The sequence below is a fragment of the Novosphingobium fuchskuhlense genome (assembly GCF_001519075.1).
Classification (GTDB): domain Bacteria; phylum Pseudomonadota; class Alphaproteobacteria; order Sphingomonadales; family Sphingomonadaceae; genus Novosphingobium; species Novosphingobium fuchskuhlense.
The window spans coordinates 2,076,914-2,093,241 of sequence record NZ_KQ954244.1 but is presented as its reverse complement, the minus strand read 5'-3'; the positions used below and the strand labels follow the sequence as shown (position 1 = coordinate 2,093,241).

Here is a 16,328-nt window from a genome sequence, read left to right as displayed (position 1 = left end):
GGAGAGCGCCCTATATGGACGGCTTCCTGAGTCGTCAAACGGTTTTTGCATTCTTTTTGAAAGTCGCTGTCAGCCCACGGCAAGCCCGCCGTCGCGAACGCCCTGCGCCCCCTTCCCCATGCGGTGCAGGTCACAGCGAACGGTCAACCGGGCCAGGCCGCCAACGCGCCCGCTCTTGAAGAACTCGCGTTTCGCGCAGTGTGACCATGACGAAACGAGCCTGCTGGCTTCAAGGCGGTCTCGACCGACCAGCAAATACGCCTCCCAAAACCGGATCCGCCCGCCGCCCCTTCGACAGCGACAGCGCTTGCGCTAGCATTTTGCAGAAGTGGACGCGCTCGGGTTTGTGGTGGACCCTCACGTGGTCCGACCCCACCGAATACCGCATGAGGAAGCATCGCAATGCCTTACCAGCCCTTTGACCTTGGCGGGAAAGTGGCGCTCGTGACCGGGGGGAACGGCGGCATCGGGCTCGGAATGGCGGAGGCGCTCGCCCAGGCTGGGGCTTCTGTCATCATCTGGGGCACGAATCCGGCCAAGAATGCTGCAGCAATGAGCAGCCTGGAGGAAACCGGAGCCTGCATTGCGAGCGAGATCGTCGATGTGTCGGATGAACGCGCGGTGATCGCGGCGATGGAGAAGGCAGTCGCCGAATTCGGCCGTATCGACACGGTCGTGGCCAATGCCGGAGTCGGCGGCGGCGGGCCTTTCGAGGCGCTGCCGACCGAGCAATGGCGCAAGGTCATGGCAGTCAATCTGGACGGCGTGTTCTTCACGCTGCGCGAGGCTTGCAAGCACATGAAGGTCCGTGCCGAAGCGGGGGATCCCGGCGGATCGCTGATAGCGATCTCGTCGACATCGGCTATCCACGGCGCGGCGCGCAACCAGGCGTATGGCACGGCCAAAGGAGCCCTGTGCTCGCTGATCCGCGCGACGGCTGTCGAATTTGCCCGCTACGGCGTGCGCGCCAACGCGGTCCTTCCGGGCTGGACGGTCAGCGAAATGACGCAGGCCGCGCAAGCAAATGAGAAGTTCAACCGGCAGGTGATTTCCCGCGTCCCCTTCAGGAAATGGATGGAGCCCAGGGATTTCGGCGGGATCGCGGTGTATCTCGCCTCCGATGCATCGCGTCACCATACCGGAGACAGCATCGTGATCGACGCGGGCTACACGATATTCTGATCAGGCTGGAGCTGCCCAAATGGAAGATGCGCCCTCTTCGCTGGTGCTGATCGACACACCGCAAGCCGGTGTGCGGCGGCTCACGCTGAACCGTCCGGAAAAACGCAACGCGCTTTCGAATGCCCTCAGGGCGGAGCTGTTCGCGGCGCTCGAAGCGGCGGACAAGGACGCAGACGTGCGGGTGATCATCCTTCGGGGGGCCGGATCCTGTTTTTCCGCCGGGTATGACCTTTCGCCCGAGTCCAGCAGGCAGGCACCGCCCTATCATACCGCCGGCGGCGCCGGCTTCTGGCCTCGGCATGTCGTCGAAGGGGTGTTCCGGATCTGGGATCTGGCGACGCCCGTCATTGCACAGGTGCACGGATGGTGCCTTGCGGGAGCCACGGAACTCGCGACGGCCTGCGACCTCATCTACCTGAGCGATGATGCACAGATCGGCTACCCGCCGGTGCGCGGAATGAGCCCGCCCGATACCCAGTTCCACCCGTGGCTGTGCGGCTTCCGCTCGGCGATGGAACAGATGCTGACCGGAGATGCGCTGTCAGCCCACGAAGCGGTGCGCGTCGGCTTCGCCAACCGGGCGTACCCCCTTGAGGTGCTTGAAGCCGAAGTGCTCAAGATCGCGGAACGGGTCGCGAAGATCCCGCCCGAGGTCCAGCAGATCAACAAGCGCTCGGTGCACCGCGCGATGGAAGCAATGGGGCTGCGGACTGCACTCCGCGCGGGCACGGAAATGCAGGCATTGGCAATGACCACAGAGGCCTCGCGGCAAACCTTCGCCGGCTTTCGCGCCGGTGACGTGCGCGGCGCGCTCGATGCCCGCGATGGGGTCTTCGGAGATTACCGCACGTCGATCCCGGATAGCGTGGACTAGGCATACCCCACCCGTCGCCCCGACGTGCGCGAACGTGCAGAGTTCATGCGAAGCCCTGCCCGCGCGAGGCGGCCAGCCTGCTTCGTGCACATCGCCTCGACCTCGCCCAACAACAATCCGTGACATCGGCCGCCACAGAGCGTAGGGGGCCGCGAAGCCGGTGCAGCTACGCCGCCGCGCCGGTTGAGATCTCCGGTGTGGGCGTTGTTCACCACCGGATGCATCCTGGCGGATTGCGATCCCCCCCAAATCGGAGACAACCCCGTTTATGGCAGGTTACAAGGAACCCGGGCTCGGTGCCCGGCGCGCGGCGGCAGCGTCTGCGCGGGAAAAGGCACTCGCAAAACTCAAGGCACGCGCTCCGCTGGACCCCGCCGTGCAAGCCGAACGCATGGCCGCCGCTGAGGCGCGTGAAAGAATGCAGGCCGAAAAGCGCGCGTTGCTCAACGCGAAAAAAGCGCAGGAACTGGCCGAGAAGGCCGAACGCGCTGCCAAGGTAGCGCCTGCGCTGACCGAAGCGGAGCGCAAGGCGGCCCGGGACGCAAAGTATGCGGCCCGGAAGGCACGCAAGAAGTAGCGCTTGAAGCAGACAGCCCACGCCAACGGCATCTCCGCTTTGAATGTCGGCGAGCACCTCGTTGACACCGCCCTGGTTCCGGATGGGCGAAGGCTCCGCCTCATCCGCAACGGTACCGATTTCGCGATCCTTCTCGACGACAACGAATTGATGAGCACAGACCTTTCGGCCTCGGAAGGTGTGCTTGCCAGCGCGGTGTGCGCTGAACTCGGCAGTCGCGACCCGGTTCATATGCTCATCGGCGGCTATGGCATGGGTTACACGCTGAGATCGGCCCTTCGGGTGCTCGGAAGCACTGCAGAAGTGACAGTCGCCGAAATCGTGCCGAAGATCGTCGCGTGGGCGAAAGGCCCTATGGCGCGGATTACCGACGGATGCCTCGATGATCCGCGCGTGCAATTGGTGCAGCAGGACGTGGCCTTGTTGATTGCATCCGCAGAGCAGGGGTACGATTGCATCCTGCTCGATGTCGACAACGGACCGGAAGGCCTCACGCGGCGCGCAAACGACTGGCTTTATTCGCGGGAAGGGGTAGCGGCCGCCCGCTCTGCCTTGAAGGAGGGCGGCATCCTCGGCATCTGGTCTGCAACGCATGACGACAGATTTGCCGGAGCCCTCGCTCGCAGCGGCTTCGCAGTCACGGTGATCGAATCCGATCGGGGCGAGGCGCCCTGCCCCACCGGGCCGAACGAGCCGCATGTGATCATAATGGCCGTGAAGCGCGAGTAGACGCTGCCTTCGAAATCGGGAGCAGCGTCGGAACCTGAATGCCATCCGCGCTGGTTCGCAATCCGACGCCGGCGATCACACAGTTATCGTGGGCCTTGCCATGGGAAGACGCCGATTTTTCCGGGTTATCTAGAAAAATCGGGATAGCTGGCGGAGCGGGAGTCCGCCCAAAAAGCGCAGAATTCCATCGGTATCGACGGTTGGTGAGATCACTCCCACCAACCTTCCCACCACTGCTTTACCAATACGCTCTGACTTCGCCTTTGGCAATTTGCCAAGAGGAGAACGATATCTGAATGCTTGTCCGTCACCGCATCACGCGATGATTTGCAGGTCGCTGTAGATCAGGATTGGGTGTGTCGACGATCCGAGCACGGCGATCTGGACGGCAGCTGCGCCGCCCTGACCATCGGCGTCGTAGTAGAGCTTCCCCGTGGTCGTGTCGTAGATCACGCGGTCCGAGGCATCGTGTGCACTCGTTGCACCAGCAGCGGAATAGAACTCGCCAGCCGCCAGCGCGCCGAGATGAGTGAAGCCTGCAAAGACACTCTGGCTGATCTGGATTTTGTCGCCATCTCCGAAACTGAAATCGGTAATCTTGTCCACGTTTGCCGCGCCCGGTGTTGTGTCAAACACGAAGAAGTCTTGACCAGCGCCGCCCGTAAGGGCGTCCTTGCCCTCGCCCCCAGAAAGCGTGTCGTTTCCAGCGCCACCCTTGAGTGCATCAGCCCCGCTACCTCCAAACAATGCATTTGAACCGCTATTCCCAACGATGGTGTTGGCAAGATCGTTGCCGCGCGCGCTTAGATCAGCGGTGCCGGTGAACGTAAGGTTTTCGACATTGCCCCAAAGCGCCAAACTAACGATCGCCTTGATCGTATCGATACCGTTGCCGGCCTTTTCAACAACGACATCACCGGCATTGTCTACGATGTAGGTGTCGTTGCCTGCGCCACCATCCATGTGGTCAGCGCCCTTCCCTCCATCGAGTAGATCATTGCCGCCCCCCCCGATAAGCGTGTCGTCACCAGCGCAGCCTTTCAGCGTATCGCTCCCGCCTGCGCCGGTCAGATTGTCTGCGTGGGAGGTGCCCACAAGCAGCTCATTGACCACATCGCTAACCGACACGGAGATGGCCTGTTGATCGGTGCGCGAGCCATCCGAGGCCTGCAGGACCACGTCATAGACATTGTCGTGGCCAGCGTCCGTTGGGGTTTCGAAGTCTGGCGCGGACTTGAATGTGAGCACGCCGGTCGATCGGCTGATCTTGAAGAGGCTTGCGTCTGCGCCACCGACAATGCCGTAGTGGATCCGGGCGCCAGCATCAGCATCGCTGGCTGCGACCGCTGTCACAGCAGTATTGTTCTCTGAGATCGTCAAAAAGGCCGATGCCCCGCCACCATTGCTTGTGATCAACGGAGGGAATTCATTGACGTTGGTCACCGCGACCGAGATCGCCTGCGTGTCAGTCAGTGATCCATCCGAGACCTGCACGATGACATCATAAACGTTGTTGCCGCCAGCGTCGGCAGGGGTCTCGAAGTTGGGCGCTGCCTTGAACGCAAGTGCACCCGTGCTCGCATCGATCGAGAACAGCGAAGCATGAGCGCCGCCCGAGATCGAGTACGTGAGCGTCGTGCCCGCATCAGGATCGGTCGCGGTGACTGTCGTGACGGTCGTGGTGTTCTCGGCGATGGACACCGCAGCAGCAGCCGCGCCGCCGTTCGAGACGATCACGGGGGCCGTGTTGACTCCGAAGATCTGCGCCTTGATACTTCCACCACTAATATCACCAAGCGTGCCACTGTAGTCGTTCCAACTCACCGCAAAGCCGCCATTAGATAGGGTAGTTACACGTGGCGAGTTTTGAAGACTGTATGTCTGCGAATTAACCAAAAATTCGCGTCCAATTTTGGCGCCGTCTTCACCAAAAACCTGCGACAATATGTCGTCGCTATTCCGGTAAGGGCCTTGCATTACAACCACAAATCCGCCGTTTTTTAGTCCACTTACTTGGGGAGAGAACCCTGTATAATCGGATGTTAAAATAAAATCTTTATCAATTTTGAATCCTTTTGAATCGTATAGCTGCGCCTTTACATCTGACCCTTGAAAATCCCTAATACCATCCCAAACAATAACAAACCCTCCATTATATAGGCTCGCAATTGAAGGATCCAATTGAGAATTTTTTGTTTCTGGACTCACCAATAACGTGCCACCAATTTTAGTGCCGTCTGACCCAAATATTTGGGCCATGATTCTGTAGCCGTTATGAAAATCGACAGGTCCGTCACCGCATTGCCATGTTACAACGAAGCCGCCATTGTTTAAGCTGGCGATGGCCGGTCTGCTCTGACTACTAGGCGCCTCGCTACTGACCCCAAGCTCCCTGCCGAACTTTGTACCGTCGGCCGTGAATACCTGCGCCTTGACTACACCCCCCGAACCATCACCCTGTGTGCCGCTAAAATCGGTCCAAGCGACCACGAAGCCTCCATTTGCAAGGGAGGTGATCGTCGGCTCTTCCTGATAGTTCGCCGTCTGCGTGTTAACCAGAAACGCACTGCCAACCTTTGCGCCATCGGCGCCGAAAACCTGCGCGGCGATACAAGAGTGACTGCTGTCGCCCAGCGTGTAGTCCTCTGCCTGCCATGTGACCACGAACCCGCCATTGACAAGGCTGGTGATTGACGGCTGTGATGGATAGGCCACATGAGTGTTGACCAGAAACTCGCCACCGACCTTGGCGCCATCGTCCCCGAACAACTGTGCCTTTATAAAGCCAATGTCATTTGCCCAAGCGACCACGAACCCGCCGTTGCTAAGGCCTGTTATGGGGGAGTAAATTTGATTGCCGGCCGTCTCCGTGTTGACCAGAAACTCAGCGCCGACTTTGTCAATTACAAGCATGATCACCAAATTCCCGGATGAACCCGAAGCTCTATCCTATCCCATCCTATCGCCTGCCCCGAGAGCGGTAGCAGTGTAAGGTGCCTTGAGCGTAGCGAGGCTCTAGAATGAAAAAATTGTTTGAGCTAGCCACGGCCAGCAGCCTAGCAGGTCACGGCTTTGACGCCCTTCGTAAAGAAAATCGCCGCCCGAGGGCAAGATCCCAGTTGCAACGCTGCTCGACCCGATAGAGGAAGGCCTCCTTCGTCGCCATCCTTGCAATCAGCCTTGCGCGCGTCGTGCTGCGTTTACGTGTGCGAACGTCGCCGACGCACAAAATGGCAATAGCTAGTCTTGTTGGGCGGTTCTGCGTGAGGGCAAGGAAGCAACTTACATTCTTGTCAGTAGCGCGACGTCGCGGTGGTGCGTACCCCGCGACAGGGCACCACCTTAGAGGGACCCGCGCTTTTGATCGCGACCGACCTTGGCGATCGACCGCAGCCGCCGTATCGTTGCACCCATGAACCCAGTCGAGATCGATGAAGCCGTATCCGCCCTCGCGCTTGAACCCTTTGACCGGGGCGAGTTCGCCTATCAGTTCCTGACCGCGTTCGGCAGCAAGGGAACGGCCATCCAGCGTTTGCGCACGGGGGCCACCAACCAGTCAGACGTCGCTGGAGGGGTGCTACAGCGCGGGAACATCCATATTGCAACCTGTGAACCGGGCGAGGTGGACGCCACGCTCTCCGCCCTGCGCGCCAGCGCCAAGACGGCATCGCAGAAGGCCAAGTTCATCCTTGCCACCGATGGCATCGAGTTTCAGGCCGAAGACATGAACGGCGGCGGCACGGTGGCCTGCGCCTATGCCCAGTTCTCCGATCACTTCGGCTTCTTCCTGCCGCTGGCGGGCATCACCACGGTCGAGCAGATTCGCGAGAGTGCGTTCGATATCAAGGCGACTGGGCGGCTTAACAAGCTCTACATCGAGCTGCTGAAGGACAACCCGGATTGGGCAATGGCCGATCGGCGGCACGACATGAACCACTTCATGGCCCGGCTGATCTTCTGCTTCTTTGCCGAGGATACGGACATCTTCCATGGCGATGACCTGTTCAGCAAGACGGTCGAGCAGATGACCGCGCGCGATGCATCGGACACACACCTCGTGATCGCCGAAGTGTTCCGCGCAATGGACACCAAGCTGGCCGATCGCGAGGCGGCTGGCATCAAACGCTATGCCAACCAGTTCCCCTATGTGAACGGGCAGCTCTTCTCCGGGAGCACCGATTGCCCACACTTCAGCCGGATTGCCCGCTCCTACCTCCTCCACATCGGCAGCCTCGACTGGCGGAAGATAAACCCGGACATCTTCGGCTCGATGATTCAGGCTGTGGCGGACGACGAGGAGCGTGGCGCGCTGGGGATGCACTACACCTCGGTTCCCAATATCCTGAAGGTGTTGAACCCGCTGTTCCTCGATGACCTGCGGGCCAAGCTGGAGGAGGCGGGGGACAACGCGCGCAAGCTGCTGAACCTGCGCCAACGCATGGCAAAGATACGAGTGTTCGATCCGGCTTGCGGTTCGGGCAACTTCCTCGTGATCGCCTACAAGCAGATGCGAGAGCTGGAGGCCGAGATTAACCGGCGGCGCGGCGAACCTGATCGACGCAGCGACATTCCGCTCACCAACTTTCGTGGCATCGAGCTGCGGGACTTCCCCGCAGAGATCGCTCGGCTAGCGCTGATCATTGCAGAATATCAGTGCGACGTGACCTATCGCGGCCAGAAGGAAGCGTTGGCCGAGTTCCTGCCGCTCGACAGCCAGAACTGGATCACCTGCGGCAATGCCCTCCGGCTGGACTGGCTGAGCCTTTGCGGCCCTACTGGAACCGGGGTGAAGGTTCAGGCGGACGACCTGTTTGGAACACCATTGGCGCAGGCCGAGATCGACTTCGAGAACGAGGGCGGCGAGACGTACATCTGCGGCAACCCGCCGTATCTCGGCTCTACGTGGCAAACAGCCGCGCAGAAAGCCGACCTTGAAGCGATTTTCTCGCATCGAACCAGCACGTGGAAAGCCCTCGATTACGTCGCAGGCTGGTTTATGAAGGCTGCTGACTACGGTACTCGCACAAATTCCTCTGCCGCGTTCGTGGCAACGAACTCCATTTGTCAGGGCCAGCAGGTTCCATTTCTTTGGCCTATGATATTCGCGACAGGTCACGAGATCGCGTTTGCGTTTCCTAGCTTCAAGTGGTCCAATCTAGCCAGCCACAATGCGGGCGTCACGGTTAGCATTGTTGGACTATCAAACCATGTTGGGCGCGTTCGCATGCTCTATTCAGAAGCTGACGATCGGAGCGTCGCCGCCAAAGCAGTCGAGAATATAAACGCCTACCTCATTGCCGCGCCGCAGGTCGTCGTCGCCAAAGCCATGTATCCCCTAACAGAAGTCTCGCCGATGGATTTTGGCAACAAGGCGGATGATGGTGGCCATCTTACAATCACATCAGCACAATTGGACGAAATGCATCTCACGCGGCGAGACCGCGAGCGCTTTGTAAAACGGTTTTTTGGCTCAAAAGAGTTTATAAATGGCGAGGTTCGCTACTGCATTTGGATAAATAACGATGACTTGCCGGCTCTGGAGGGTTGTGAACCTGTAAAGCAGCAAGTTGAGCAGGTTAGGCGCGCTCGGTTGATGAGCAAAGATGCTTATGCGCGAAGCCTTGCGGCGCGCCCGCATCAATTCAAAAGCCCTCGCGCTGCCACGGCGCGAGTTATCGTGACTCCGCGAGTAAGTTCAGAGAACCGGCCATACCTTCCGGTTGGTGTAATGGATTCGAGTGCGATCATCGGCGATAGAAACTTCGCACTATACGACGCCCCACTCTGGAACATGGCTTTAATCGCCTCGCGCCTGCACTGGGTTTGGATCGGCACCGTTTGTGTCCGCATGCGAACCGACTTCTCCTATTCCAACACCCTCGGCTGGAACACCTTCCCGATCCCGACCCTAACCGACCTGAACAAGGCCGACCTCACCCTCTGTGCGGAGGACATCCTTCTCGCCCGCGAGGCGCATTTCCCGGCAACGATCGCCGACCTCTATGATCCCGAAGCCATGCCCGATGACCTGCGCGCCGCGCACGATCGCAACGATGAGGTGCTGGAACGCATCTACATCGGTCGCCGCTTCCGCAATGACACCGAGCGGCTGGAGAAGCTCTTCGAACTCTACACCAAGATGACTGCAAAGGGGAAAGCCGCATGAGCAAGGAACCCGGCTGGGATGCCAAGGCCATCGGCGAAATAGCCGCCCGTCAGTACGGCAATTTCAACAAGATGTTCGAGCAGCACGGCTGGCCAGAGCGAGGGCAGGACATGATGCGCAAGGTGCAGACCCGCGTGAAGGAGCAATACGGCAGCATCGCAGCGTTCGTAGAGAAGCATAAGGCAGGCCAATGACCACTGCCACGCCAATCCCCGCCGTGAGCTTCCAGACGGCCCGCACGGGCGTCTCAGGCAAGGCCAACGCGCTTGGCATGCGCCCGATGCAGGAGCGCGCCTACAACAAGCGCGGCGAGCAATACCTGCTGATCAAGTCGCCGCCTGCCTCTGGCAAGAGCCGTGCGCTAATGTTCATCGCGCTCGACAAGCTGCACAATCAGGGACTGAAGCAGGCGATCATCGTCGTGCCGGAGAAGTCGATCGGCGGCAGCTTCGCTGATGAGCCGCTGGCCTCCTATGGCTTCTGGGCCGACTGGACGGTGAAGCCGCAATGGAACCTGTGCAACGCGCCGGGGCCTGACGAGGAGCGCGTTGACCCCTCCAAGGTCAAGGCTGTGGGCCAGTTCCTCACAAGCAGCGATCCGGTGCTCGTCTGCACCCATGCCACGTTCCGCTTTGCCGTGGATGCGCTGGGCGTTGAGGCCTTCGACGACCGGCTGATCGCAGTGGACGAGTTCCACCACGTTTCCGCGCATCCCGATAACCGGCTGGGTGCGCAGCTCGCCGCGTTCATCGCGCGTGACAAGGCCCACATCGTCGCCATGACCGGCAGCTACTTCAGGGGCGACGCAGCGCCCGTGCTGACCCCTGAGGACGAGGCAAGGTTCCAGACGGTCACCTACACCTACTACGAGCAGCTCAACGGCTATGAGCACCTCAAGGCGCTCAACATCGGCTATTTCTTCTACACGGGCCGCTATCTGGAGGCGATCGAACATTGCCTTGATCCTAGCCGCAAGACGATCGTCCACATCCCCTCCGTCAATGCGCGTGAGAGCACCAAGGACAAGGTGACCGAGGTCAACGAGATCCTGCATTATCTTGGCAAGTGGACCGGGGCCGACCCGGTGACCGGCTTCGAGCTGGTCGCGCTGCCTGATGGCCGGGTGCTCAAGATCGCCGATCTGGTAGACGACAGCGACCCGGCGCGCCGCTCCAAGGTGCTCGTCGCGCTGAAGGACCCCGCCCACAAGAACGACCGTGATCATGTGGACGTGATCATTGCGCTGGGGATGGCCAAGGAAGGGTTCGACTGGATCTGGTGCGAGCATGCACTGACTGTCGGCTACCGCTCCAGCCTCACCGAGATCATCCAGATCATCGGGCGCGCCACGCGCGATGCGCCGGGCAAGGAGGTTGCCACCTTCACCAACCTCATCGCCGAACCCGATGCCAGCGAGGCTGCTGTGGCGGAGGCGATCAACGACACGCTGAAGGCAATCGCCGCCAGTCTGCTGATGGAGCAGGTGCTCGCGCCTCGCTTCACCTTCACGCCAAAGAACAAAGGGCCGCTGCCTGACTTCGACTACGGCGAGGCAGGCTACCAGCCGGGCAAGACCAACATCGGCGTGAACGAGGAGCGCGGGCAATATCACTTCGAGATAGCTGGCTTGGTGGAACCCAAGAGTCCTGAAGCGACAAGGATATGCCAGGAGGACATCAACGAGGTGATCGCAGCATTTGTGCAGACCAAGGCCACCGTCGAGCGCGGGCTGTTCGACGAGGAAACGCCCCCGCAGGAGCTGACACAGGTCGCCATGGGCAAGATCGTGCGCGATCGGTACCCTGAACTCAGCGCCGACGATCAGGAGGCCGTGCGCCAGCATGCGATTGCCGCGCTGAACCTGACCCAGAAGGCCAAGGCGATCGCATTGGGTTCCGTCGATACCGGAGAGAGCGAGATCCGCGCCAACACCGCGCTGATCGACGGTGTGCGCCAGATCGCCATGGACGTGCGCGAACTCGACATCGACCTGATCGACAGCATCAACCCGTTTCAGGCCGCCTATGCCGTGCTCGCCAAGTCGATGAGCGAGGCCACGTTGAAGCAGGTACAGGCCGTGATTTCAGCCAAGCGCACCAAGATCACGCCTGAAGACGCCAAGGACCTCGCTGGCCGTGCCGTGAAGTTCAAGAGGGAGCGAGGCAGGCTTCCATCGATCACGTCGGCAGATGCATGGGAGCAGCGCCTTGCCGAGGGTGCTGCGGCCTTCATGCGGTTCAAGGAGGAAGGCCGGTATGTCTGACCTCGACCTCGACGAACTCGCCGGAGAGCTGGCCGAGTTCGCACCGGCAGCGAAGAAGCACGCAACCTACACCCCGCGCGAGGAACGCATCATCGCCGGGTTCGAGGACATCGAGCGCTTCTTCGAGGAGCATGGCCACCTCCCGCAGCACGGCGAGGCGCGCGACATCTTTGAACGGCTCTATGCCGTGCGGCTGGATCGTCTGCGTGCGCTGGAGGACTGCCGCACTCTGCTGGCCTCGTTCGACAAGCATGGCCTGCTGGGCCGCGTCGAGATCCAGTCAGAGGAAGTCGAACTCGATGCCGACGACCTGATGGCGGAACTTGCGGGGCTTGGTGAGGACGGCGACGACATCACCCAGTTGCGCCACGTCCGATCGGCTGAAGACAAGCGAGCTGCGGAGGATATCGCCCGGCGCGAGAAGTGCGCCGACTTCGACACGTTCCAGCCGCTGTTCAAGAAGGTGAAGGACGAGCTGGCCGACAACACGCGCGTCACTCGTCCCTTCGAGCTGAAGGCGGAGATCAGGCCGGGCGCGTTTTTCATCGTCGGCGGCCAGATCGCTTATGTGGCCGAGATGGCGGAGATCTTCACCAACCCGCAAGGCCGCACAGATGCCCGCCTACGCGTGATCTTCGACAATGGGACCGAGAGCGGCATGCTCATGCGGTCGTTGCAGCGCCAGCTCAACGAGGACGACGCAGGCCGGAGGATTACCGAGCCTGTCGCGGGGCCTCTCTTCGCAGACAGGGCCGAGGACGGTGAAACCGAGACTGGCACCATCTATGTCCTGCGCAGCAGGTCCGATCATCCAGTGGTCGCCGAGCACAGGGAGATCATGCACAAGATCGGCGTGACCAGCGGCGCGGTTGAGAGCCGTATCTCAGGGGCCGAGAAAAGCTCGACCTACTTGCTCGCGGGCGTGGACGTGGTCGCAACCTACAAGGTCTACGGCGTGAACTGCCAGAAGCTGGAGGCTCTGATCCACAAGGTCTTCGCCGCTGCACAGCTCAACCTCTCGATCCCCGACAGGTTTGGCCATATGGTTAAGCCGCGCGAATGGTTCCTAGTGCCCTTGGCTGTGGTCAATGAGGCTGTGGAGCGGATTCGGGACAGGTCGATTTTGGATTATCGGTATGATCCCCAGTCCGGTCAGCTCGAGCAAATGGGTCGATGACGGGCGCGCACTGATGGGGCGTGGCTTTGGAGTCTTACTCGCCGCGCCAGATCGCCTCGCAGACGTTCTGGGCGACCTCCAGCAGGCCGATGTAAAGATCGGTGTCGCCGTCAGCGTCGTTGATAAACTCAGTGCCACTATCGAGCTGGAGACTCAGAGAAGCCCGCTGAGAGTTGAGAGATACCTCAATGGCAGTTCCTCTGCCCTCGGCCTTCATTTCGACCTGTAGCCCCCCCTCCCCCTATGAGGGCGTGCAGTCCTATGGTGCCGAGGATCTGTTCTTCGGTGGTGGCCATCCGTGACCTTCTGCCTTGGGGTTGCAGCCGATCGATAGTCCCAAACCGGAACACCTCTCGAACCTGTTCGAGCTTACGGCCTGACCAAAAGCGTAAGTGACCGTAAGAGGCCCAAACCCGCAGAAATTCGACCTTTCTTACACTTACACTTACACTTATAAATATAATATATATGAGGGGTGCGTCTCTGAGTATGTCTCTATATCTGGGGCTATCTTTTTTGGCGTCGTAAGTGAAAGAAATGTAAGCTCTTTGTTTTTTCAATAACTTATAACTTTCGGTAGCTAAAAAATGGCCCCAGAACTTTCGCTCTGAGGCCGTTTCTAACGCTACTGAACATCGACCACGCCTACTTACAGCGGGACGAACGTCGCCCTCGTCTCGCTTCCGGGGAACCCAAAGTACTTCACCCCAGCCGCTCGCGCACCCTGTAGGCGGCGCAGCACCTTCGCCCAGTTGAGGCTCCATGGAGTGCCATTGAGCAGCCTGCGGACACCGTCAGCGGTGTTACTGATCAAGACCCCGCCTTCACTTGAATGCTTGATCCCGATCCGCCCAAGGGCATGCTCGGCCATTTGTGCGTTGTCCCCGTTGCCACCATCCCACTTGATCTGCTTGGCGTACTCAACCAGCTCACCGACCGTCAGGTCACGCTTGCCGACCGGCATGTCGACCCCCCTGACCACCTGCTGCAGCAGGTACTGCAGGCAGGCCTGCTCGTCCGACATCGTGTCCACCTCGGCCTTGTCTTCGGACAGGTCGAATTGAGCCAGCCACGCCTCGGCCTGCTCAAGCGTCACGCGCTCATCGCTGGTCAGCGAGTAGGCCCCAGCGAAAAGCGCGCCGTACTGGTCGCCTGCGCGCTGCTCGCCTAGCAATGCTGCGGCGGCTACGGCGAACACCTCGGCGTTGTGCCGGATCACCGGGGCGAGCTGGATGGCCCGCGCCTGATACCGCTGGGCGTACTCGTCCCCGATCAGGAATTCACCGGCCTTGTTCAGCTCGGCCAGCCCATACCGGCGGCGCTCGGCCTTCAACTCGACGACCGTGATGCGCGACCGATCGCTCTGCTGGACGATGCTGGCGTTGATCGAGGCGAACATGAAGCACGAGCGGATCTGGAAGGACATGGCCGATCCGCTAGTGGTGCCCTTGGCGATCTTCGCGCCGGTCTCCGAGGACGACTGCCGCACCGTTTCGAGGATCCGCTGCATCCGCATGATGGCGGCATGGTCCTGACCCTCGGCCTCGTCGAACAGCACGGGGATGGCGTCTGACCCCAGCGTCTGGCGCAGACCGGCCTCGGTGGTGCTGGAGGCGACGGAGAGGCACCGCTGGGGACCGAAGAGCCGCTTGACCACACTGTCCATCACGTAGCTCTTGCCGGTGCCCTTAGCGCCCACCAGCCAGATGTGGGGCCGCCAGTTCAGCACCCCGCCGATGTGGGCGCATACGGTCCAGCCAGCCATCATGGTGGCGTCCAGAACACGGGCGAACGGCATGCGTCGCATGTGTTCGAGGTACAGGCTGGCCTCGCCAGCCGAGAGCGGGTTGTCGATGGCCGCGCGCATGGGCTGGCCCAGCTCGTAGACGTAGCGGCTGCGGATCGCGCTCGGCGCGGTCGGCGTCCGGTCGACGTAGAGCATATCGCCGCAGTGGACGACGATGCGCCCGTCGTCGAACCATGCGCCGCGACCGCGCGTGTCGGACGGATCCCAGACACCGCGCCGCTCGCAGGTCCGAACCATCCAGTTGGCGGCCATGTCGACGTTGATCGGCGACTTCTCGCTGCCGGGGAACTCGAGCATCCACCAGTTGTAGTCGGCAAGGCCGAGCATGTTCGCCTTGGTGTGGCCCGAGGCCGACAGCTCGACCACCTGCTGCTGTCCGCGTGGCAGGTAGTAGTAGGTGCCCTTGTTGTAGCCGAGGCACTGGAACGGCTTGTCGTCCGCGTTGTCGTTCGCGGCGGGGATCGGCGGCGCGGCCTGCGCGACCGGCGGTGCCCACTCTGGTGCGTTCTTCACCAGATCGACGAGCTGCGCGCGGGTGCCCCCTGCGGCCAGCCAATCGCTGACATCGCCCTTCTCGGGGAGGTCAGGCAGGGTGAGGACGCGGACGCGCTTGGCGATGCCCTGCAGCGCCTTGCCGACGACCTCGGTGTGCTTACGCCCAGCGTCGTCATTGTCGGGCACCAGCACGACGTCCTTGCCGCGCAGGATCTCGGAGTAGCTATCCTGCCACTTGCCCGCGCCGCCGGGGTTGCAGGTGGCGACGACGCCGATCTCGGCGAGGTTGTCGACGTCCTTCTCACCCTCAACGACGAAGATGACCTTGTCGTGGCGGAAAGCGCGCGGTGCGTTGTAGAGGGTGCGGTGTTCTGCGCTGACCTGATTGGCCCACTCGCCGGGGCGATTTGGGTCTGGGCGGCGCTGGGAGAAGGTCTTCGGCTCCCAGCGCAGCACCTGCATCTTCAGCTCACCCGTCTCGGGGTCAAAGTACTCGTACTTTGCGACGATCCTGCGCTTGTCGTCGTTGGCGGCCTTGCGGGGCTTACGCTGGGTCTGCTCGCGCTGCTGCTCGGGCCAGAGACCCCGGCGCTTGATCTCGTCGATCACGACCCTCGGTTCGCACCCGGCGTGGCAGTGGATGAGGATCTTGCCGTCCTTGCCGTTGCTGATCTTCAGCGACGGCTGGTCGTCATCATGCGTCGGGCAACGGCAGACGAAGCCGTCACCCGAGGAGCGGAACTTCTGCGCGTCAAGCGCCTTCGCAATCGTTGCGGCGTTCGTCATGCTGCAAAGACCTCCTCGCCGAGGTCATGCCCGATCCGGTTCGCCACTGCGTTCTTCAGGCTCTGAACCGTAATGCAGGTGCGCCGACCGAACTTCACCTTGGTCAATTCGCCCGTGTCCATGAGCTCGTAGATGGTCGACCGGCTCAGCGAGAGGATATTGGCGGCTTCGGGGATAGAGACAGTAAGCTTGTGCATTTTCGTATCCACACAGTTGCTGGTGGACACTTCATTTCTACTCGCACTTTCAGTCTGTCTAGAGGAACTAGACCA

At 61.0% G+C, this 16,328-nt stretch carries 12 protein-coding genes; 8 read left to right on the top strand and 4 right to left on the bottom strand.

The window, feature by feature from the left end; translation table 11 throughout:
* The first annotated feature begins 435 nt into the window (after positions 1–435).
* From AQZ52_RS09780 to AQZ52_RS09765, 4 genes are all read left to right on the top strand, one after another.
* A complete protein-coding gene (locus tag AQZ52_RS09780; RefSeq protein ID WP_205626429.1) occupies positions 436–1,182 on the top strand; it encodes an SDR family NAD(P)-dependent oxidoreductase in 747 nt (248 codons plus the stop codon).
* Between the two features lie 19 nt (positions 1,183–1,201).
* A complete protein-coding gene (locus tag AQZ52_RS09775) occupies positions 1,202–2,056 on the top strand; it encodes an enoyl-CoA hydratase/isomerase family protein (protein WP_067909058.1) in 855 nt (284 codons plus the stop codon).
* 268 nt (positions 2,057–2,324) lie between these two features.
* The gene (locus tag AQZ52_RS09770) at positions 2,325–2,633 is read left to right on the top strand and encodes a DUF6481 family protein (RefSeq protein ID WP_067909055.1); all 309 of its coding nucleotides are present in this window, start codon (positions 2,325–2,327) and stop codon (positions 2,631–2,633) included.
* A gap of 3 nt (positions 2,634–2,636) precedes the next feature.
* Entirely contained in the window at positions 2,637–3,362 is a 726-nt protein-coding gene (locus tag AQZ52_RS09765) for a spermidine synthase (RefSeq protein WP_240481504.1), read from the top strand.
* 315 nt (positions 3,363–3,677) lie between these two features.
* Here the strand turns inward: AQZ52_RS09765 and AQZ52_RS18145 are convergent, their stop codons facing one another.
* The gene (locus AQZ52_RS18145) at positions 3,678–6,275 is read right to left on the bottom strand and encodes a cadherin domain-containing protein (RefSeq protein ID WP_156424840.1); all 2,598 of its coding nucleotides are present in this window, start codon (positions 6,273–6,275) and stop codon (positions 3,678–3,680) included.
* 499 nt (positions 6,276–6,774) lie between these two features.
* Between AQZ52_RS18145 and AQZ52_RS09750 the strand changes: the two genes are divergently transcribed.
* Genes AQZ52_RS09750 through AQZ52_RS09735 form a run of 4 tightly spaced genes read left to right on the top strand, consistent with a single transcriptional unit; the run spans position 6,775 to position 12,968 of the window.
* Complete coding sequence (locus AQZ52_RS09750; protein ID WP_067909045.1) at positions 6,775–9,528, top strand: class I SAM-dependent DNA methyltransferase; 2,754 nt, start codon at positions 6,775–6,777, stop codon at positions 9,526–9,528.
* Entirely contained in the window at positions 9,525–9,722 is a 198-nt protein-coding gene (locus AQZ52_RS09745; RefSeq protein WP_067909042.1) for a hypothetical protein, read from the top strand. The genes AQZ52_RS09750 and AQZ52_RS09745 overlap by 4 nt, the downstream gene beginning before the upstream one ends.
* On the top strand, positions 9,719–11,791 hold the full coding sequence (locus AQZ52_RS09740; RefSeq protein WP_067909039.1) for a pseudomurein-binding repeat-containing protein: 2,073 nt from the start codon (positions 9,719–9,721) through the stop codon (positions 11,789–11,791). Before AQZ52_RS09745 ends, AQZ52_RS09740 begins: the two co-directional genes overlap by 4 nt.
* Positions 11,784–12,968, top strand: coding sequence for a GIY-YIG nuclease family protein (locus AQZ52_RS09735; RefSeq protein WP_067909036.1), 1,185 nt, complete (start codon positions 11,784–11,786; stop codon positions 12,966–12,968). Before AQZ52_RS09740 ends, AQZ52_RS09735 begins: the two co-directional genes overlap by 8 nt.
* 34 nt (positions 12,969–13,002) lie before the next feature.
* On the opposite strand, the gene AQZ52_RS09730 is transcribed toward AQZ52_RS09735, so the two are convergent.
* The 3 genes from AQZ52_RS09730 to AQZ52_RS09720 all read right to left on the bottom strand — a co-directional run bounded on the left by AQZ52_RS09730 (position 13,003) and on the right by AQZ52_RS09720 (position 16,253).
* Positions 13,003–13,185 carry a hypothetical protein gene (locus AQZ52_RS09730; RefSeq protein WP_067909033.1) on the bottom strand — a complete coding sequence of 61 codons (183 nt, stop codon included), beginning with the start codon at positions 13,183–13,185 and terminating at the stop codon, positions 13,003–13,005.
* Positions 13,186–13,617: 432 nt separating this feature from the next.
* Complete coding sequence (locus tag AQZ52_RS09725; protein WP_067909031.1) at positions 13,618–16,056, bottom strand: hypothetical protein; 2,439 nt, start codon at positions 16,054–16,056, stop codon at positions 13,618–13,620.
* On the bottom strand, positions 16,053–16,253 hold the full coding sequence (locus AQZ52_RS09720; RefSeq protein ID WP_156424839.1) for a helix-turn-helix transcriptional regulator: 201 nt from the start codon (positions 16,251–16,253) through the stop codon (positions 16,053–16,055). Before AQZ52_RS09720 ends, AQZ52_RS09725 begins: the two co-directional genes overlap by 4 nt.
* Between the last annotated feature and the right edge of the window lie 75 nt (positions 16,254–16,328).